We start from the raw sequence: 20,247 nt of genomic DNA on the forward strand, positions 1-20,247 counted from the left end.
TTCCGATGGCCGACATCCCCGCCTTTGCCCGCGCCGCCGACGTCGAGGCCTCGCTGGAGCGGCTGGCCGAGGTCTGCGAGGACCCGACGCCCGTCGTCTACAGGCATATGTTCGCCGCGCATCCGACGATGCAGCCCTACTTCTGGCGGGACACCAACGGGGCCATCAAGGGCGAGATGCTGTCGCGGACGTTCGAGGCGATCCTCGATTTCGTGGGCGAGCGCCGCTACGCCCAGCACATGATTGGGACCGAGATGGTCACCCACGAGGGCTACGAGGTGCCGCGGGAGGTGTTCGTCACCTTCTTCGGGATCATCCGCGACGCGGTGCGCGAGCTGCTGGCCGCGGACTGGACGCCGGCGTTCGAGACGGCGTGGACGGAGATGCTGGCCGAGATCGACGCCTACGCCCAGGCGACCCCGCGCTCGGACGCGGCCAACGCCTATTTCGCGGCGAGGCTGGAGGAGTTCACGGCGCCCTACGCGAAGGCATGAGCGGCGGGCGGAAGGCGTTGTTCGCTTTCGACCTTGAGCGCGCCCGGACACTCGCCCACGGTTGTCATCCCGGTTTCGCCGAAGGCGAAGACCGGGACCCAACCGTCGGGTGCGTCGATGGTTGGGGGCGGCCCCAGCGGTCGGGCCATCCTGGCCAGCTCAGAGCACCGGACGGTTGGGTCCCGGTCTTGGGCTGCGCCCAAACCGGGATGACAACTGGGGGAGACGAAGGTCCGCTCCCCATTTCTCGCTGACGTTGAACGCCTTCTCCCGCTGCCGCGCCTGGGAGAGGTGACGCGTCAGGCCGAGCGCGCCTTGCGGATGCGGCGGGCGGGTTCGGTGGCGGCCTTGGCGGCGGCGGGGCGGGCCAGGCGGTAGAGCGGGTAGACGCCGTAGCCCTTGGCCAGCGGGGTCTTGCCCACGTAGTTGCAGTCGAACGGGTGGTCGGCCTCCATCTCCAGGACGGCGGCGAAGGGCTCGGTGACGTAGACGCTGCCCGAGGGCGTGACCGGCTCGATGCGGGCGGTCCGCGAGACCTCGGTGCCGTAGAAGGTCATCCGCCGGCTGACGGGATCATGGCCGGCGTAGGTGGTGCCGTAGTGGAGCGCGATGCGCATGCTGGCGCCTTCGGGCACGCCGAGCGCCTCGCAGTCGACCTTGGCGAACTGGTCCGAGAGGTCGAGGGCGGCGGCGGCGGCCGAGCGGGCGTCTTCGAACACCACGTAGAGCGCGTCGCCCCAGGTGTTGCCCACCTTGATGCGGTCGGCGTAGCCCTCCAGCGTGACCGCGGCGCGGTGCATCACCTCTTCCCAGAACGTCGGCAGGACCCGCTCGTCCAGAGTGGTGAAGCCCGGGAAGTCGGTGAACATGATGCCGTAGGTGCCGCGCTCGACCTGCGACCGCGGCGGGGGCGGCGGCATGACCGGGCGCACGATGGGGCCGGCCTCGATCACCGCCGAGCGGCCGCCCCCCTGCTGCCAGGCGCCGATGTCGGAGCCGGAGAGGGTCTTGGCGCCGATCTGCTCGACGATGGCGAGCTGGATCGCCTCGCCGTTGAGGTGGCGGGCGCGCAGCCGCGCCATGCCCATGGTCACCTTCGAGCCATAGGCGAACTGCATCATCTCGCCGACGTAGCTCATGTTGCTGGCGATGGTCATCGAGGCCGCGCGGCTCTTGCAGCGGGCGTAGCGGCGCACCCAGTCGTCACCGCCGGGGGCGACGGACTGGGCCATGAAGTCGGCCTCGGTGAAGGGCAGCACGACGTCGAGCTCGCAGCCCTCGTCCAGAAGCTGCTCGGCGATGAGGATGTCGCTGCCGGCGGCGAGCGCGCCGTAGGCGAAGCCGATCTTCTCCTTGCGGACCACCTGGCGGATCTCGGCGGCCAGGCGGGCCTCGAGCTCGGCGTCGGGCACGAAGATGTTGCCGCAGAACATGGCGACCTTGGGCGGGCGCACGTGATGCAGCAGGCCCTGCAGGCCGTCGGCGTCGTCGCTGACCGCCATGAGGCGCTGGAGCTGCAGGTAGGTGGTGGAGCGCGAGCCCACGTCGGCGTCGGGCGAGCCGGTGGCGCGCTGCAGCACCTGATCGGCGCCGTCGAGGTCGCCCAGGATCACCATGGCCTCGGCGAGGGTGGCGAGCGTGTAGTAGTCTTGGCCGCCCTCGGCGAGCACCTGCTGGACCACGGCCTTGGCGAGGCGCTGGGCGATGCGCGGGCGGCCGGCGATCTGGGCCAGGGTGGCGGCGTTGATGGCGGGGTAGCTGGAGCGGGTCTTGCCGTAGACCTCGGCATAGAGGCGGCAGGCCTGCAGCAGCTTGGCGCGGTGGGGTTCGTGGGGGGTGGCGAACGCCTGGTCCTTGAGGAGCCGGGCCTTCAGCGAGAGCGCATCGACGTCGTTCTTCGCCGCCAGCCGGTATTCGTCGTAGAGGCGCAGGCCGCGCTCGGTGTCGCCGAGGCGGGCGAGCGTCAGGACTTCGAGATAGCCGAGGCCCTGGTGACCCAGCTTCTTGCCGCGCGTGACTTCGTCGTAGGCCGCGAGAAGATCGCCGCGGGCGAGCGCGGAACGGATCGAGTCAGTGGTTTCGTCCCCGACCATCACGCGGCCTCGCGACAGGCTTGCAGCAAGTCCTGCCCCCCTTGTTCGGCGTAACGGCGTATTTGGATGCAGGCAAGGGCTCTCGCCTCTCGCGGGCGCAGGGGCCGCGAAGCCATTCCATCAAGGGTTTGCGCGACTCGCGGCGATCGGGCCATGGGACAAGAAACGGCGAACCGGCCTAACGTTAACTGAACGACGACGGCCGGTCAGGCCGCGTCCAGCGCATGAGGGAGTGGCGTGGCGCCTGCGAGGGGGTTCGAACGGCCGGGCGACGAGAGCCCGCTTGTCCGCGCCTTCTTCGAGAAGCGCGAGAACCTCGTGCTGTTCCTGGCGGCGCGCACCCGCGACATGGCGACGGCGGAGGACCTGGCGCAGGACCTCTACCTGAAGATCGCCGCCCAGCCGCCTGGGGACGTGAAGTCGCCGAGCGCGCTGCTCTACCGGATGGCCGGGAACCTGCTGATCGACCACGTCCGCAGCCGCCAGCGCGCCTCGCGCCGCGAGGGCCAGTGGCGCATGGACACCCGCGTCGCCGGCGCCGAGGAGGAGGTGGCGCAGGAGCCGGCCGCCGACGACGTGGTGATCGGACGCGAGCGGGCGCGGATGCTGGCCGAGGCGGTCGCGGCGCTGCCGCCGAAGATGGGCCAGGCGTTCCGCCTGCACAAGCTGGAGGGCCGGAGCCAGGCCGAGACGGCGCAGGCGATGGGCGTCTCGGTGAAGATGGTCGAGCAGCATATTTCGGCGGCGCTCAAGAACCTGACGCAGAAGCTGCGGACATGAGGCTCGCAATGTCGGTTCTGCGACCTAGGGGCGCTCGGGGACGGCGCCGTCTTACCATCGGTTCGGCGCAGTGTGCGTCGTACGAGGCGGACGCATGACCAGCTTGGCGGCCATAGCCGGAGGGGGCGACAGGGACGGGCCGGCGGCGCAGGCCGGCGCCTGGCTCGCGCGCCTGCAGGCCGACGACGTGGGCGAGGCCGAAATGCTGGCCTTCGACGCGTGGCTGGACGCCGCGGCGGGCCACCGCGAGGCCTATGCGGCGGCGCTGAGCGTCTGGCACGAGTTCGGGGCGGGCGCCGAGGCGGTGGGCGAGGAGCTGGCGCGGCCGGCGGCGCGGAAGCCCGCCCAGAGCCTGACCCGGCGCTGGATGGCCGGCGTGGGCGGCCTGGCGGTCGCGGCGACCGTGACGCTGGCGCTGCTGCCGGCGCTGACCACGACGACGGCGACCTACGCCACCGGCAAGGGCCAGCACCGGCAGGTGAAGCTGACGGACGGCTCCACGGTGGACCTGAACGCCGAGACGAGGCTCTCGGTGAAGATCAGCCTCTTCCGGCGCCAGGTGGCGCTGAGCGACGGCGAGGCGATCTTCGACGTGGCGCACGACACGCGCCGGCCGTTCACGGTGCAGGCCGACGGGCGGATGGTCCGCGTGGTCGGCACCCAGTTCGACGTGCGCAACCGCTCGGGCGACGTCACCGTGACCGTGGCGCGCGGCAAGGTCGAGGTGCGGCCCAGCGCCGCATCGGACCAGGCCTTCATGCTGACCCGCGGCCAGCGGCTGCAGGTGGGGCGCACCGGCCGGGCGCAGCTCGCGGCGGTGGATCCGTCCGAGACCTTCAGTTGGCGCGCGGGCCGCCTCGTCTACCGCAACCAGCCGCTGTCGGAAGTCGTGGCCGATCTGAACCGGCAGTTCGTCCAGCAGATCGAGATCGGCGACCCGGCGCTGGCCCAGACCCCCATCACCGGGGTGATCGTGCTCGACGATCCGGCCACGGTGGTCGAGCGTCTGAGCTTGATGCTCCCCATAAGATCGGTACCTTCGGAGCGGGGGCTGCTTCTTCTTCGGAAGTAAGGCCGAAGAACCAGTCGGAGCTGACCATCCTCGTGCGTCGGGACCTGGCAGCCGTCGCCACGTGCGTCGTGGCGGCGTGGGGCAGTGGCGGCCTCGCCGAAGCCGCGCCCGCGCGAATCCAGTTCCGCATCGAGCCCAAGGCCTATTCCGAGGCGCTGCTGGACCTGGCCCAGCAGGCCAACGTCACCCTGATCGGCGCGGCGGCGTGCAGCGGGACCTCGCGCGGGGTTTCGGGCCTGCTGACGGTGGAGGAGGCGCTGGACCAGGTGCTGGCCGGCGCGTCCTGCACGGCGCGGGTCGTGGCCGCAGGCACGGTCGAGGTGCAGGCCGCGCCACGGGCCGATTCGGCGCGCGCTTCGCCGCCGGTGACGGTCTCCGAGGTGCTGGTCACGGCCACCAGGCGCGTGCGCGACCCGCGCCAGCTCGCGGTGGCGGTGACGGCGCTGCCCCGCGCCCAGCTCCTGGCCACCGGATCGGCCGACGCCGGCGAGGCGGCGGGCCAGCTCGCCGGCGTGCTCGCGACCAACCTGGGGCCGGGGCGCAACAAGCTGCTGCTGCGCGGGCTCTCGGACGGGGCCTACACCGGGCGCGCGCGCTCGATCGTGGCGACCTACCTCGACGACCTGCCGGTCAACTACAACGCCCCCGATCCCGACCTGCGCCTGGTCGACGTGGATCGGGTGGAGGTCGCGCGGGGGCCGCAGGGGGCGCTCTACGGCGCAGGATCGCTCTCGGGCGTCTACCGCATCGTCACCCGCAAGCCCGACCTGACCCGGTTCTCGGCCGAGCTGCGCACCACCGGCGCGCTCACCCAGGACGGCGACCCCAGCTATGCGGTCGAAGGCTACGCCAACTATCCGCTGCGCCTGTTCGGCCAGACCGTCGGCCTGCGCCTGTCGGCCTACCAGGAGGAGCAGGGCGGCTATCTCGACAACGTCCGCCTGGCCCGCAACAACGCCGACCGGACCGAGCGGCGCGGCGCGCGGCTGATCGTGTCGTACGCCCCGACGGACGACTGGAGTTTCAACCTGACCCTGGCCGGCCAGCACCTGCGCTCGGACGACACGCACTACACGAGCCCGGGCCTCAAGCTGAAGCGGGACGTGCGGATTCCCGAGCCGCACGTGAACGACATCGAACTGGCCACGGCGACGATCCGGCGCTCGTGGGGATGGGGCGAGCTGACCTCGTCCACCGGCGCGATCCGCCACCGCTACGGCAGCCTGTTCGACGCCACTTCGAGCCAGCGACTCTACACCCAGTTCGCCACGACCTCGGCCTACGCCGAGCGGACGCGGACCACCATGCTGGTCGAGGACCTGGTGCTCACCTCGCGCGGCGCGGGGCGGCTGGAGTGGCTGGCCGGGCTCTACGGCTCGTACACGCGGGTGAACTCGCCGACCGAGTTCCTGGCGCAGGTGTCGTTCGCGCCGGAGGTCCTGGCCAAGGTCTACGGCGACGACCGGCGCGACCGCGTCGGTGAACTCGCGGCCTACGGCGAGATCAGCTACGCCTTCGGCGACGGCTGGACCGTGGCGCTGGGCGCGCGCGGCTTCACGATCCAGACCCGGACGCGCTCGTCGGTCGTGTCGGAAGCGTTCCCGCCGCGCGACTTCGACCGCGAGCGGGCGTTCAGCGGCGTCTCGCCGAAGCTCTCGATCCAGAAGGCGTTCAGCGACGGCACGCTGGCCTACGCGGTGATCTCGGAGGGCTACCGTTCGGGCGGGCTGAATTCCGGCGGCGCGCAGCCGCTGCCCGCCGCCAACCAGACCTTCGGCGCCGACCGGCTGATCAACTACGAGCTCGGGATGAAGACCGAGATGCTCGAGCGCCGGCTCGCGGTGAACGCGGCGGCCTTCTACAGCCAGTGGGACGACATCCAGACCGACCAGTTCCGCAACTCGGGCATCCCGTTCACCACCAACGCCGGGGACGCGCAGGTGATGGGGCTGGAGACCGAGGTGTCCTACCGCACCGACTTCGGACTGCTGGCCCAGTTGAACGGGCGGGTCACGCGCACCCGCACGGGCCGGCCCAACCCTTCGTCGCTCATCCTCGGCAAGCTGGCCGACGGCCTGCCGGGCGCGCCGCCGGTCTCGGCGGGGGCGGTCGTGAGCTACGAGCACGACCTCGGCGACGACATGACGTTCCGGCTGGTCGGGCAGGCGACCTACGTCGGCCGCTCGCGGGTGAGCTTCGAGGCGGCCGAGCCGCGCACGCGCGCCTACACCCGCATGAAGCTGTCGGCGGAGGTCGCGAAGGGCCCCTACAGCGCCCAGGTGTTCCTGGTGAACCCCCTCAACAGCTACAGCGACACCTTCGCCTTCGGCAATCCGTTCAACCTGGAGAGGTCGCGCCAGGTCACGCCGCAGCGGCCCCGCACCATCGGCGTCACGCTTTCGGCGGCGCTCTAGGGCCAATCCCCATTCAGCGCGCGCTCCGGCGGCCCATCTCCGGTCCCGGGATGGCGCGTCAGCGCCGCGAATTCGACACCAAGCCCACCAAGGTCACGAAGAGGCTGGCGTCGCCCTTGGCGCTCTTGGTGGCCTTGGTGGTTCGAAACGACAGCGCCTGCGGCGCGCAGGGAGCCGCCGGCTCATCCCTCGGAGACCGGGCCTTCGGTCGAATGTGGATTCGTCCTGGACCATTGGGCGCTGAGGCAGGTCCGAGGTCGGGAAGCCGAATGGTCTACTCTTGAGCAAAGGTCCTGAGCCTTCGACGGTTCAGGCGAACCGCCGAAGGCTCCAGGAAAACAGCCGCCAGAAAAGTGGCAGGGCCGACCTAGGGGGAGCGGAATCCGGCGCCGTCTCCACCGCGACTTGCGATTTCTGGAGAGCGTGGGTCGGAATGCCGGCGGCCCTGTGACGAGGGGCGCCAACGGTCAGACGCGGCGCGTGATCCCGAGCCCAAACGATCGCGCCACGACCGGATGAGCGCGGCCCCGACGAAGGAGAGCGTCCGGGGCCGCGTCTCTCACTTCGCGCGACAAGAGAACACATTTGGCCCTTTGCGGTGGAGGTGCTAACTTAAGCACGTTGACCGCAGTCGGCTCGGGCTGCGTCGACACGCGTCGGCTCTCCAGTCGCTGACACGAGACCACCGCCCCGGTCTGAGGACGTCACACCTCGGCCGGGGCTCCTCGTTTCCGGACCGACGTTTCCCAGCCCATCGAAAAGCGCCGCGAGCCATGATCGGCGGCCGCGCCGGCGATCACGGTGATCGCCATCGAGATGGCGGCCGACAGGCTTTCCGGACCCCCGCGCCGCCGTCAGCGCCACGCCTGGGCGCCCCCGCGCACACCTCAGAACGCGTAACCGCGCCGGCTCGGCGCGATTGACCACGATTGACAACGCCTTCGCTTAAACAGAGATTGAACCGGAATTCTCGTTCACCTATATAATCCTACTAGATTAGACGGGATTGAGCGCAAAAAGGAAAGAGGGGGAGTGAAATGTCCAATCGGAAGTCACGTCTGCTGTCGGGCGCCGGGATCGCGTTGGCCCTTGCCTGCGCTGCGCCTGCCGCCACCGCCTGGGCCGCCGCCGACGATGGGTCGGCCGAGGTCGAGACCCTGATCGTCACGGCCAACAAGCGGGCCGAGAACATCCAGGACGTGCCGATGTCGGTCACGGCCGTCAGCGGCGACCACCTGGAGCGGGTGGGCATCAACAACGCGACCGAACTGGCGCGATTCATCCCCTCGGTCGCCATCACCCAGTCGAACAACAACCGCAACACGACCCTGTTCGTGCGCGGCATCGGCACCTCGGGCACCAACCCGGGCATCGAGTCGAGCGTCGGCATCTTCATCGACGGGGTCTACATCCTTGCAGCCGGCCCGCTGCAGGCGAACCTGCAGGACGTGCAGACCATCGAGGTCCTGCGCGGCCCGCAGGGGACGCTCTACGGCCGCAACACGCCCGTCGGCGCGATGAACATCACCTCGCGCGAGCCCACGGCCGAGCCCCAGGTCCAGCTCAACGCCCGCCTCGGCAACTACGCCGACCACGCCCTGTCGGGCTACGTGGGCGGGGGCAGCGACACCCTGGCCGGGCGCCTGTCGTTCTGGATCAACGACCGCAAGGGCTACGAGACCAACCTGTTCGACGGCAAGGACGTGAACGGGTCCGAGCAGTACGGCTTCCGCGGCCGGCTGAAGTGGCAGCCGACGGATAGCATCAAGGGCAACTTCGTCGCCTACTACGCCCACATCGACGCCAACTGCTGCACGCCCGAGACGCTGGCGCCGAGCTCGCCGACAGGCATCGCCACGGCCGGCTTCCTGACGGCGGCGGCGGCCACGGGCTTCCCGTTCCGCAACTTCGACGACCGCGACCACAAGGTCGACGACAACTTCGAAGGCGACAACGAGACCAAGGTCTACGGCACGTCGATGACCTTCGACGTCGAGCTGCCGATGAACCTGACGCTGACCTCGATCACGGCGTTCAACGGCTACAAGGACAACATCAAGCAACTCGCCGCCGACGGCCTGCCGCAGGCGACGGCCACGGGCGGCCAGACGCTGCGCGCCGAGGGCTACTCCCAGGAGTTCCGGATCACCTCGCCGGCGGACCAGAAGCTGTCGTACCTCGGCGGCCTCTACCTGTTCTCCGAGAGCCTGACCTACACCTCGGCCACGACGCTCGGGCCGAACGCCAACCGCGTGCTGCCGAACGGCCGCACCTTCGTCGCCGGCGACAGCAGCAAGTTCTACTACACCCAGGACACCGAGAGCTGGGCGCTGTTCGGGCAGGCCACGCTGCACGTCACCGACGCGTTCCGGGTGACCGGCGGCCTGCGCTATTCGTACGACCGCAAGAACGCCTACATCGACTCCGACGTGAACCCGACGGCTTCGCTCGCGGCGCGCGCGGTCTTCTCGGTGAACCACCTGGGCAAGCTGAAGCGCAACGAGGACAAGATCACCTGGTCGGCGACCGTCCAGTACGACCTGACCGACGACGTCATGGGCTATGTGCTGGCGGCCACCGGCTACAAGACCGGCGGCTACAACGCCCGTTCCGCGGCGGCCGGCGTGCCGGTCGAGTTCGGCGCCGAGACGTCCGAGACCGTCGAGGTGGGCGTGAAGTCGGTGCTGTTCGACCGCAAGCTGGTGCTGAACGTCGACGCCTACAACATGAAGCTGAAGGCGTTCCAGGACTCGATCCTCAACCCGCTGACCGGCTCGGGCTTCATCGTCGCCAACGCCGGCGACCGCCGCGTGCGCGGCGTCGAGGCCGACGCCCAGTTCCGCCCGATCCGGGAGCTGAGCATCCAGGGCACCCTGGCCTACATGGACGCCGAGTTCACCGACTATCCGGACGGCCAGTGCTACAGCGGCAAGGCGGCGAACGGGACCAAGCCCGGCACCTGCAACTACAACGGCCTCACGCCTTCGCAGAGCCCGAAGTGGGCCTGGAGCCTGGCGGCCCAGTACCAGGCGCCGATCCCCGGAACGGACTTCGAGTGGTTCGCCGGCGGCGACATCACCCACTCGGGCAAGAAGTTCCTGGAGCCCACGCTCGACCCGCGCGGCCTCCAGGAGGCGGTGACGGTCTACGGCCTGCGCGCCGGCGTGACCGGCGACAACGGCCGCTGGCGCGTCTCGGCCTACGGCAAGAACCTGGGCGACAAGTCCTACTTCGTCCAGAAGACGCTGCAGCCGCTGAACGCCTTCATCTCGGCCGGCGGCTCGGCCCAGGCCCAGGGCTTCGTCGGCTGGTACGCCCCGCCGCGCACCTACGGCGTCGAGGCCACCGTGAGGTTCTGATCCTTCCTCCAGCAGGACTGGAAGGCCGCGGGGACCGCGCGGCCTTCCATCTTTTTCAGTCGAGTGGAGTGTTCCCCCATGCGTCGCAGGCTCCTGAAATCCGCCCTCATGGCCGCGGCGGCCTGCGCCGTCGTCGCCGCGCCCCCGGCGCAACAGGCCAACGCGCAGCAGGCGAACGCACCGCCGGCAGGGGATTCGAACCTCCCGCCGGGCATCCTGCTGAACCGGCCCAAGTTCGAGATCGGGCCGCCGCGCGACGTGACCTGGCAGCAGGGCCCGGCGACGCCGCCGAAGGGCCGCAGGCAGCCCAACATCATCGTCATCCTCGCCGACGACATGGGCTACAACGACATCACCTTCAACGGCGGCGGCGTGGCCGGCGGCGCGGTTCCCACGCCCAACATCGATTCCATCGGCCGCGAGGGCGTGAGCTTCGCCCAGGGCTATGCCGGGCACGGCACCTGCGCGCCGTCGCGCGCGGCGCTGCTCACCGGGCGCTATCCCACGCGGTTCGGATTCGAGTTCACGCCGACGCCGCTGGCCTTCGCGCGCAGCACGCGGGCCTTCCACTACGGGCTCTACAATCCGGTCTATTTCCCGGAGCGCGAGGCGGAGCTCATCCCTTACACCGAGATGGGCGTGGCCACCGACCAGGTGATGCTGCCGGAGGTGCTCAAGGCCGCGGGGTACCACACCCTGCAGTTCGGCAAGTGGCACCTGGGTGAGACGCCGAAGTTCCAGCCGCAGAACCGCGGGTTCGACGAGACCCTGGGCTTCACCGGCGGCGGCTCGATGTTCCTGCCGCGCGACGACCCGCGGGTGGTCAACTCGTTCCAGGGGTTCGACCCGATCGACCTCAACCTGTGGGCCAGCCTGCAGTTCTATGTGCGCAAGGACGGCGGGCCGGCGTTCCAGCCCAAGCGGCACATGACCGACTACCTGACGGACGAGGCCCTGGCGGCCATCGACGCCAACAAGAACCGGCCGTTCTTCATGTACCTGGCCTACAATGCGCCGCACACGCCGCTGCAGGCGACGAAGGAAGACTACGACGCCCTCCCGCAGATCGCCGACCACCGGATGCGGGTCTACGCCGCGATGATCCGGCAACTCGACCGCAACATCGGGCGCGTGCTGGAGAAGCTGCAGGAGGAGGGGCTGGAGAAGGACACGCTGGTCGTCTTCACCAGCGACAACGGCGGCGCCTACTACCTCGGCCTCCCCGAGATCAACCGGCCGTTCCGCGGCTGGAAGCAGACCTTCTTCGAGGGCGGCATCCGCGAGCCCTTCTTCATCCGCTGGCCGGGCGTGGTCCAGGCCGGATCGACCTATCGCGCGCCGGTCTCGCACTTCGACATCTTCGCGACCGCCGTCGCGGCGGCCCGCGGCGCCATGCCCAAGGACCGGCCGATGGACGGCGTCGACCTCCTGCCCTACGTGCAGGGCAAGAAGACCGGCCGCCCGCACGAGGCGCTGTTCTGGCGCACGGGCGGCTACAAGGTGGTGCGCGCCGGCGACTGGAAGCTGCAGGTGACCCAGATCCCGGCCAAGGACTGGCTCTACGACCTTTCGGCGGACCCCACCGAGCGCAACAACCTGGCGGCGTCGCGCCCGGAGAAGCTGGCCGAACTGAAGGCGCTCCTGGCGAAGCACGACGCCGAGCAGGTCAAGCCGCTGTGGCCCGAGCTGGGCATGGGCGCGGTCATGCTCGACCACTCCCTCATCGATCCCCAGCGCCCGAACGACGAATACGTCTACTGGGGGAACTAGGGTCCAGGCCTCATCGTATAGATCGTCATCCCGGCCGGAGAGCCGAATACGGCCCTCCGGCCGGGATGACGCGGTGTCTTGGGGCGACTCCATCGAGTCCTGACCCCAGCCGGGCCAGCGGCAAGGCCGCGAAGCGGCGTTTTCCGATTCAAATGAACCGCGGAACACGCGGAAGGACGCGGAAGGGGTCTGGGCTGGCTTCCGCGTCATTCCGCGTATTCCGCGGTTCCGAACGACTGCGCCTCCGCGTGCGGAGGCCGACTAGACCATTCGGCGCTTAGGTAGGTCCGAGGTCGGGAAGCCGAATGGTCCATTCTTAAGCAAAGGTCTTGAGCCTTCGACGGTTCAAGCGAACCGCCGAATGCTCTAGGCCCGCGCCGCGGCGGCTTTCAGGTCGGCTTCGAGGAGGCGGCCGGCGCGCCAGAACTGGAAGGTGGCGGCGAGCTTGGTGAGCACGATCACCGACATCGCCCAGCGCAGGGAATCGGCCCCCGCCTGCGGCTTGAAGAGGTCGCTCATCAGGCCCACGGCCTGCGGGCCCAGCGACTGGCCGACCACGGCGATGATGAAGAGCAGCACCGCGGCCGCCATTGCCCGCATGTGCGGCGGGGCCAGGGACTGGATGGTGCCGAAGATGGGGCCGGTGAAGGCGTTGGTCAGCAGCGACGGGATGATCAGGAAGAGCAGCGCGACCTCGAAGGTCGGGGCGGAGTAGGCGAAGAAGTAGAAGGGGACGGTGACGAGGATCTCGACGGCCGGCAGCCAGGCGTACCAGGCCGCCCGGCGGCGCCCGAGCAGGTCGCCCAGCCAGCCGCCCAGGAAGGTGCCGATCCCGCTGGTGATCCCCACCACGAGGCCCAGGTAGAGGCCCACCTGGGCGGTGCCCACGTGGAAGGTGCGGATCATGAAGGCCGGATGCCACTGGGTCAGCGCATAGGCGGCGAAGACGTGCAGCGCGGTGGCGGCGAGCAGGCTGCGGAAGGCGCGGATCGACAGGATCGTCTTCAGCACCTCGCCCAGCGACGGGTGGACGCCGTCGGCGGGCGGGGCGGTCTCGCGCGCCGGCTCCTTCACGGTGAAGAACATGACGAGCGCCAGCAGGATCCCCGGTGCGCCCACGACCATGAAGGCGACGCGCCAGTCGAACGCCTGGTTGATCGCCCCGCCGACGGCGAGGCCGAACAGGATGCCGATCGGCACGCCGCACGAATAGATCGCCAGCGCCGTCGCCCGGCGGCCGTGCTGGAAGTAGTCCGACAGCATCGAGTGCGCGGGCGGTCCGCCGCCGGCCTCGCCGGCCGCCACCCCCGTGCGCAGGACGAGGAGCTGCCAGAAGTTCTGCGCCATGCCGCACAGGGCGGTGAGGCCGCTCCAGACGGCGAGCGAGGCCACGATGATGTTGCGCCGGCTCGTGCGGTCGGCAAGGCGCGCGATCGGGATGCCGGCGACGGCGAACGCCAGGCCGAAGGTGCCCGAGAGCAGGCCGAGCTGGGTGTCGGTGAGGTGGAGCGAGTGCTTGATCGGCTCCAGCAGGATCGAGAGGATCTGCCGGTCGATCATGTTCACGACGTAGACCAGGAACAGGATCGCCAGCGCCCAGCGCGCGCCCGACTTGCCCACCGCCGTATCCATGAGTCCCGTCCCCCCGCCCGGCCCGATTATTGAACCGGAATTTCTATTCCGGACTGTTCCTCAACGCGCCCGTGTGGTCAAGTGAGTCGCGGCCGGTCCCGGCGCAGCCGGCGGCCGGCGCGCATGGGTGTCGGCGCGCGCGCGTCCGTGTAAGTGTCGTTCTTCGAAACCGGTAGGGAGAGGCGCCGGCGTGGAGCCCAGCATCGAGGACATCGACGGCGTCATACCGGCGAACCAGGCGCGCAGCCGCGAGGCGCAGGCGCGGCTGATCAAGGCGGGCGAGCAGGTCTTCGCGAAGAAGGGCTACGACGAGGCGCACGTCACCGACATCGCCGCGGCGGCCGGCTGTTCGATCGGCAGCTTCTACCGGCGTTTCCGCGACAAGGAGGCGCTGTTCCGGGCGCTGGCGCTGCAGTTCGGCGAGCGGACGCACGAGAACTTCGACCGCTTCTTCGCGATGCCGCAGTGGCGGGGCGTCCCGAGCGCCGAGGTGATCCGGGTGCTCGTGGAGAACACCGCCCGGCGGATCCAGCGCCACCCCGGATTCTTCCGCGCGCTCTTCCAGCGGAGCCTGGCCGGGGCGGGCCAGCTCTACCGCCCGGGCCTGCTGGCGGCGGACGAATACTCCGGGCGCAAGCTGGCGGACTTCCTGCGGGCGCGGGGCGAGGGCGGCGAAGACCTCGAGGAGGCCTGCATCCTGGGCCTGCGCACGGTGCAGGCGGCGCTGATCCACCGCGTCCTGCACGAACAGAACCCCGCCTACAGCATACCGACCTTCACCGTCAGCTCCCTGGCGCGGATGCTGACGCTGTACCTGGGAGTCGACGCCTCTCCGCCGAACGAAGCGGCGGAGGGAGAGGGGGTCTTGTAGCGAACCGTAATTCCGGTTTACGTTAGCGGCCAACGACGAAAGATGAGGGGAGGCGGGGCTGCTGCTGGCGCTCGATATCGGTGACGTGCATGCGGCGGCCGAGCGGTTCGCGGGCCCCGGCGACGGGCCGTTCGTGCTCTACGGCGCCTACGCCTCGTTCTACACCGGCAAGACCCGCAGCTACCTGCGCAAGAAGGGCATACCGTTCGTCGAGCGGCTGCCCAGCCACCCGCGGTTCCGCCAGGAGGTGAGCCCGGCGGCGCGCTCGAAGCGCATCCCGATCCTGGAGACGCCCGAGGGGCACGTGATCCAGGACACCACGGCGATCTTCGAATACCTGGAGCGCCGCTTCCCCGACCCGCCGGCGCTGCCGCCGGGTCCGCGCCAGCGGCTGGCGGCCTACCTCGTCGACCTGTTCGCGAGCGAAGGCCTGAAGGTGGCCTGGCACTACCGTTGGAACTTCCCCGCCCCCAACCGCCACTTCGTGGTCCGTGAGTTCGGGCGCAGCTTCAAGCCGCAGGGCTCGGACGAGCTGCTCGACCATTACGGCGAGGTGGTCGCCGCGCGGATGGACGGCCACCGGCCCAGGCTCGGCATCACGCCCGAGCTGTTCCCGGTCATGGAGGCGATCTACTTCGAGATCCTGGACACGCTGGAGGCGCACTTCACGACGACGCCCTACCTGTTCGGCGGGCTGCCCAGCGTGGGCGACCATGGGCTGATGGGGCCGCTCTTCGCGCACCTGGGCCGCGACCCGTGGCCGCTGCACGTGATGCAGCAGCGCGCGCCGCGCGTGTTCCGCTGGGTCGAGCACATGAACGCGCCCGAGATCGTGTCGCCCGAGTTCTGGGACACGCCCGAGGCGTACCTGCCGGACGACGAGGTCCCGGAGACGGTGAAGCGGCTGATCCGGATGTTCTGCGTCGACAACACGCCGATCTACCACGCCACGGCCACGCTCTACCGCGACTGGGTGGAGGCGCGGCCCTACCTCCTGAGCGGCTCGGTCATCTCGGACGATGACGAGGACCAGCCGAACCTGGGCCCGATCACCACGCCGCTCCGGGGCCACAGCATCACCGCCGGCTCGCCCGCGCACGCGCTCTGGGTGCTGCAGCGGACGCTGGATTGGCTGCGCGCGCTGCCGCCGGCCGAGCGCGCCGCCGCCGATGCGCTTGCCGCCGAGGTCGGCGCGACGGAGCTGTTGTCGCTGGACCTGGTCCGGCCGCTGACCCGCGTCGGCAACCGCCTGGCCGTGGCCTGAGGAGACACCGATGATCGACCTGCATTTCTGGCCCACGCCCAACGGCTGGAAGATCACCATCATGCTGGAGGAGACCGGCCTGCCGTACCGGCTGGTCCCGGTCGACATCGGCCACGGCGGGCAGGACACGCCCGAGTTCCGGGCGCTCTCGCCGAACGGGCGGATGCCGGCGATCGTCGACCACGAGGGGCCGGGCGGCGAGCCCATCGCCATCTTCGAGTCGGGCGCGATCCTGCAGTACCTCGGCGACAAGGCCGGGCGGTTCTATCCGGCCGAGCGCCGGGCGCGGACGAAGGTCGAGGCGTGGCTGTTCTGGCAGTGCGCGGGGCTGGGGCCGATGGCGGGGCAGGCGGCGCATTTCCGCTATCGCGAGGAGCGCGACGAGTACGCGCTGAACCGGTACGTCAACGAGACCCGGCGGCTCTACGGCGTGCTCGACAAGCGCCTCGGCGAGGCCGAGCACGTGGCGGGCGACTATTCCATCGCCGACATGGCCATCTGGCCGTGGACGCGCGGCTACAAGGGCCTGGGCGTCGACTCGGCCGAGTTCCCCAACTTCTACCGCTGGTTCAAGCAGGTCGGCGCGCGCGAGGCGGTCCAGAAGGGCTCCGCCATCGGCAAGGACGCCTTCGCCGAGAGCCAGCGCCAGATGATCAAGCAGGAGGTCGCCCGATGAGCGCCGTCTACCGCATCTTCGGCTCGGAGATGTCGCCCTACTCGGTGAAGGTCCGCTCCTACTTCCGGTACAAGGGCGTCCCGCACCGGTGGATCCCGCGGACGCCGGCGGTCGAGGAGGAGTACAAGCGCTTCGCCAAGCTGCCGATCGTACCCACCGTGGCGACGCCGGCCGACGAGGGCCTGCAGGACTCCACACCGATCATGGAGCGCGTCGAGGCCGAGCATCCGGAGCCGTCGGTGCATCCGGCCGATCCGGCGCTGAGGTTCCTTTCCGAGCTCTTCGAGGAGTTCGGCGACGAGTGGGGCAACAAGCTGATGTTCCACCATCGCTGGTGGGACGAGGTCGATATCGCCGCCTCGGCCCAGACGCTGGCGCGGCTCTCGGCGCCCAAGGCCGGCGAGGCGGAGATCGCCCAGCGCACCGCGATGATCCGCGAGCGCATGACCGGCCGCGGCCACTTCGTGGGCTCCAGCGCGGCGACGGCGGACCTGATCCGCGCCTACCTCAACGAGCTGCTCGACCTGCTGGAGCCGCACTTCGAGAGCCGGAAATGCCTGTTCGGCGGACGGCCGTCGTTCGGCGACTTCGGGCTCTCGGCGCAGCTCTACGAGGCCTCGGTCGACCCGACCTGCGGCAGCATCCTGAAGAGCCGCGGGCCGAACACCCTGGCCTGGTGCCACCGCATGCTGGAGCCGCGCGACGACGGCCCGTTCGAGAGCTGGGAGAGCCTGGCGCCGACGCTGAAGCCCGTGCTGGCCTACATCGGCCGCTACTTCCTGCCGTGGACCGCGGCGAACGCCAAGGCGCTGGCGGAGGGCGCGGCCGAGTTCTCGGTGGACCTGGCCGGCAAGGCCTATGTCCAGCCGCCGCAGAAGTACCACGCCAAGTCGCTGGCCGTGATCCGCGCCAAGCGGGCGGCGGTGGGCGATCCCGGGTTGGCGGCCATCCTGGCCGAGACGGGCTGCGAGCCCTTCCTCGCGGGAGCGTAGACGCCATGTCCGACGTCGCGCGCCTGACCTGCGTGGCCGACATCAGCCGCCTGCACGGGCGCGAGCGGCCGGACGCCATCGCCATCGACTTCAAGGACCGCACCACCACCTTCGGCGAGCTCGACCGGCGGGCGAGCCAGGTGGCGAACGGGCTGATCGGCCTGGGCCTCGCGCCCGGCGACCGCGTCGGCTACGTCGGCAAGAACCAGGACCGGTTCTGGGACGTGGTGCTGGGGACGTTCAAGTCGCGCACCGTGATCGCGGCGCTGAACTGGCGCCTGGCGCCGCCCGAGATCCGGTTCGTGGTGGACGACGCCGAGTGCCGGGTCCTGTTCGTGGGCCGCGACTTCTATCCCCTGATCGAGAAGATCCGCGGCGAGCTGCCGGGCGTGGAGACGATCGTCGCGATGGACGGCGGTCATCCCGAGTGGCCCGCCTACGAGGACTGGCGAGACGCGCAGACCGACGCCGACCCGATGCTGCCGTCGCAGCCGGACGACGACGTGCTGCAGATCTACACCTCGGGCACGACGGGCCTGCCGAAGGGCGTCTGCATCACCAACGCCAACTACCTGTCGCTCTTCCTGAACCCGCCGCCCGACGTGCCGGCCTACGGCCACGACGACGTGGTGCTGGTGGCGATGCCGTTCTTCCACGTGGCCGGCGTCAACATGGGGATGAACGCGCTGGCGCACGGGGCCAAGGCGATCGTGCTGCAGGAGCCCGACCCGCGCGAGATCCTGCGGGTGATCCACGTGAAGGGCATCACCCAGGGCATGGCGGTGCCGGCGGTGATCCTGGCGATCATCCAGCTTCCGGAGGCGGCGACGGCCGACTTCTCGAGCCTGAAGCGCTGGACCTATGGCGGCTCGCCGATCCCGCAGGACGTGCTGTCCAGGGCCACGCAGGTCATGGGCTGCGGCTTCATGCAGGCCTATGGCCTGACCGAGACGACCGGCGGGCCGGTGACCTACCTGCCGCCGGCCGACCACGATCCGGCCCGCGGCAAGCTCCGCTCGTGCGGTCTCGCCGCGCCTGGGCGGGAGGTGCGCGTGGTCAACGCCGAAGGCCGGGACGTACCGGTCGGTTCGGTGGGGGAGATCGTCGTGCGCGCGCCCTGCGTGATGAAAGGCTACTGGAAGCGGCCCGAGGCCAACGCCGAGGCGATCGACGCCGACGGCTTCTTCCACTCGGGCGACGCCGGCTACTTCGACGACGAGGGCTATCTCTACATCCACGACCGGGTGAAGGAGATGATCGTCTCGGGGGGCGAGAACATCTATCCGGCCGAGGTGGAGAACGCGATCGCCGGCCACCCGGCGGTGCAGGACGTGGCCGTCATCGGCGTGCCCGATCCCAGGTGGGGCGAGGCGGTGAAGGCGATCGTCGCCACCCATGCCGGCCACACCGTCGAGCCCTCCGAGATCATCGCCTTCGCCCGCGAGCGGATCGCCGGCTACAAGCTGCCCAAGTCGGTGGACTTCGCCGACGCCATCCCGCGCAACCCCTCCGGCAAGATCCTCCGCCGCGACCTGCGCAAGCCCTACTGGGAAGGCTACGAGCGCCAAGTGAACTAGGGGGCGCCCATCCCTTCCGAACGTCATCCCCCGGCTTGTCCGGGGGACCCATTGGGCTCTGAGTTTCCCATGGAAGCGCGGCGGCGCCGCCGCGGATCGCCACCGGCTCACAGCCCAATGGGTGGCCCGGACAAGCCGGGCCATGACGAGTTTTGGGTTGGGCGGGAGGGCTACTTGAACAGCACTTCCAGCCCCGAGCCGGCGAGGGCGGCGTCGGCCGTGGCGCGGTTCGCGGCGTCCAACGCCGCGTATTCCTCGCGGAGCCATTGCAGGCACTTGGCCTGGTAGGGGAAGGGCTGCTGGACCCACGGCTGGCCGTCGATCTCGACTTCAACCTCGGCCGCGCCGGACTGGACCGCCCTGGCGTTGGCGATCAGGAGCGGGGCGTAGACGCGGCCGACCTCGGCCAGCAGGGCCTTCACCGTCGCCGGCAGGTCGGCGGGGTCGAACCAGTCGGAGTCCTTGGGCTCGACGCCCGTCTGGTCCTCCATGGCGGCGGTCCAGGCGTAGACCCGCGGCGCGCGTTCCAGCGTCAGCGCCATGGACGTGGGATCGAACGCGGCGAGCTGGGTGAGCTGGCCGAAGACCCCGAAGTCGCAGGCGCCCGGCCGGGCGCCCAGCAGGAACGGATGGCCGCGCAGGTGCGCCTCCATGGCGTCGAGGAAGCGCACGTAGCTGTTCTCGATGACGGCCCAGGTCTTCTCGTTGGAACCGACGTAGCGCAGGCGCGGGATCTGGCGGCCGGCCACGCCCTCGCCCGCGGCCTTGAGGTCGGCGTCGTTCTTCCAGACGCCGCGCCAGGCCGGAAGCACGGCCGAGGCGCGGGCGATGTCGGCCTCGAAGTGCCAGCGGTAGTGGAACATCGCCTTGGTCAGCCACTCGTCGCCGTAGTCCTCGAGGATGGCGTCGATCAGCGCCAGCGCCGGGTCGGACGGGCGCGCCGAGCGTCCGGCGAACATGCCTTCCAGTCGCCGGATGATCGGCGTGGAGTCGGTGACCGCCTGAATCTCGCCCGCGGCGTCGGGGAAGTAGAAGGTCGGCAGCAGGCTGACCTTCGGGCGGGGCAGGCCCTCGGGGCTGTGCGAGGCGAGGATCAGCCGGTAGGGGATGCGCCGGTAGCGCAACACCGCCAGCATCTTGCGGGTATAGGGCGAGCCCGGAACCCCACTCAGCGTCACCAGATCCGAACCGCTCATCGCATGTGCCCCAAAAATCGAAACCCAGGAATATTCTAAAACCGTAATTCCGGTTCG

The 20,247-nt window shown here is 69.9% G+C and carries 14 protein-coding genes; 11 read left to right on the forward strand and 3 right to left on the reverse strand.

What is annotated here, in order from left to right; all coding sequences use genetic code 11:
• Positions 1–5 precede the first annotated feature (5 nt).
• On the forward strand, positions 6–494 hold the full coding sequence (locus tag KF737_RS18995) for a globin (RefSeq protein ID WP_296458751.1): 489 nt from the start codon (positions 6–8) through the stop codon (positions 492–494).
• A gap of 299 nt (positions 495–793) precedes the next feature.
• Here KF737_RS18995 and KF737_RS19000 read toward each other — a convergent pair whose 3' ends face one another.
• A complete protein-coding gene (locus tag KF737_RS19000; RefSeq protein WP_296458754.1) occupies positions 794–2,587 on the reverse strand; it encodes an adenylate/guanylate cyclase domain-containing protein in 1,794 nt (597 codons plus the stop codon).
• 237 nt (positions 2,588–2,824) lie between these two features.
• Here KF737_RS19000 and KF737_RS19005 point away from each other — a divergent pair, with 237 nt between their 5' ends.
• From KF737_RS19005 to KF737_RS19025, 5 genes are all read left to right on the forward strand, one after another.
• On the forward strand, positions 2,825–3,367 hold the full coding sequence (locus tag KF737_RS19005) for an RNA polymerase sigma factor (protein ID WP_296458758.1): 543 nt from the start codon (positions 2,825–2,827) through the stop codon (positions 3,365–3,367).
• A 94-nt stretch (positions 3,368–3,461) separates the two neighbouring features.
• A complete protein-coding gene (locus KF737_RS19010) occupies positions 3,462–4,439 on the forward strand; it encodes a FecR domain-containing protein (protein WP_296458761.1) in 978 nt (325 codons plus the stop codon).
• 32 nt (positions 4,440–4,471) lie between these two features.
• Positions 4,472–6,853, forward strand: a complete 2,382-nt coding sequence (locus KF737_RS19015) for a TonB-dependent receptor (protein ID WP_296458763.1) — start codon at positions 4,472–4,474, stop codon at positions 6,851–6,853.
• A 1,037-nt stretch (positions 6,854–7,890) separates the two neighbouring features.
• Complete coding sequence (locus KF737_RS19020; protein ID WP_296458767.1) at positions 7,891–10,212, forward strand: TonB-dependent receptor; 2,322 nt, start codon at positions 7,891–7,893, stop codon at positions 10,210–10,212.
• A gap of 78 nt (positions 10,213–10,290) precedes the next feature.
• Positions 10,291–11,982 (forward strand): sulfatase-like hydrolase/transferase, encoded by a 1,692-nt coding sequence (locus KF737_RS19025; RefSeq protein WP_296458770.1) that lies wholly within the window; start codon positions 10,291–10,293, stop codon positions 11,980–11,982.
• A 366-nt stretch (positions 11,983–12,348) separates the two neighbouring features.
• Here KF737_RS19025 and KF737_RS19030 read toward each other — a convergent pair whose 3' ends face one another.
• Positions 12,349–13,614 carry an MFS transporter gene (locus KF737_RS19030; RefSeq protein WP_296458774.1) on the reverse strand — a complete coding sequence of 422 codons (1,266 nt, stop codon included), beginning with the start codon at positions 13,612–13,614 and terminating at the stop codon, positions 12,349–12,351.
• A 190-nt stretch (positions 13,615–13,804) separates the two neighbouring features.
• On the opposite strand from KF737_RS19030, the gene KF737_RS19035 reads away from it, so the two are divergent.
• The 5 genes from KF737_RS19035 to KF737_RS19055 all read left to right on the forward strand — a co-directional run bounded on the left by KF737_RS19035 (position 13,805) and on the right by KF737_RS19055 (position 18,994).
• Positions 13,805–14,485: a TetR/AcrR family transcriptional regulator gene (locus KF737_RS19035; protein ID WP_296458779.1), complete on the forward strand. Its 681-nt coding sequence runs from the start codon at positions 13,805–13,807 to the stop codon at positions 14,483–14,485.
• Positions 14,486–14,570: 85 nt separating this feature from the next.
• Positions 14,571–15,749 (forward strand): glutathione S-transferase family protein, encoded by a 1,179-nt coding sequence (locus KF737_RS19040; protein ID WP_296458782.1) that lies wholly within the window; start codon positions 14,571–14,573, stop codon positions 15,747–15,749.
• A gap of 10 nt (positions 15,750–15,759) precedes the next feature.
• Entirely contained in the window at positions 15,760–16,425 is a 666-nt protein-coding gene (locus tag KF737_RS19045; protein WP_296458785.1) for a glutathione S-transferase N-terminal domain-containing protein, read from the forward strand.
• A complete protein-coding gene (locus KF737_RS19050) occupies positions 16,422–17,417 on the forward strand; it encodes a glutathione S-transferase family protein (RefSeq protein WP_296458788.1) in 996 nt (331 codons plus the stop codon). Before KF737_RS19045 ends, KF737_RS19050 begins: the two co-directional genes overlap by 4 nt.
• 5 nt (positions 17,418–17,422) lie before the next feature.
• On the forward strand, positions 17,423–18,994 hold the full coding sequence (locus tag KF737_RS19055; protein ID WP_296458790.1) for a long-chain-fatty-acid--CoA ligase: 1,572 nt from the start codon (positions 17,423–17,425) through the stop codon (positions 18,992–18,994).
• 170 nt (positions 18,995–19,164) lie between these two features.
• Here KF737_RS19055 and KF737_RS19060 read toward each other — a convergent pair whose 3' ends face one another.
• Complete coding sequence (locus tag KF737_RS19060; RefSeq protein ID WP_296458793.1) at positions 19,165–20,190, reverse strand: glutathione S-transferase N-terminal domain-containing protein; 1,026 nt, start codon at positions 20,188–20,190, stop codon at positions 19,165–19,167.
• Positions 20,191–20,247: the final 57 nt, after the last annotated feature.

Source organism: Phenylobacterium sp. (assembly GCF_019636135.1).
Lineage (GTDB): Bacteria > Pseudomonadota > Alphaproteobacteria > Caulobacterales > Caulobacteraceae > Phenylobacterium.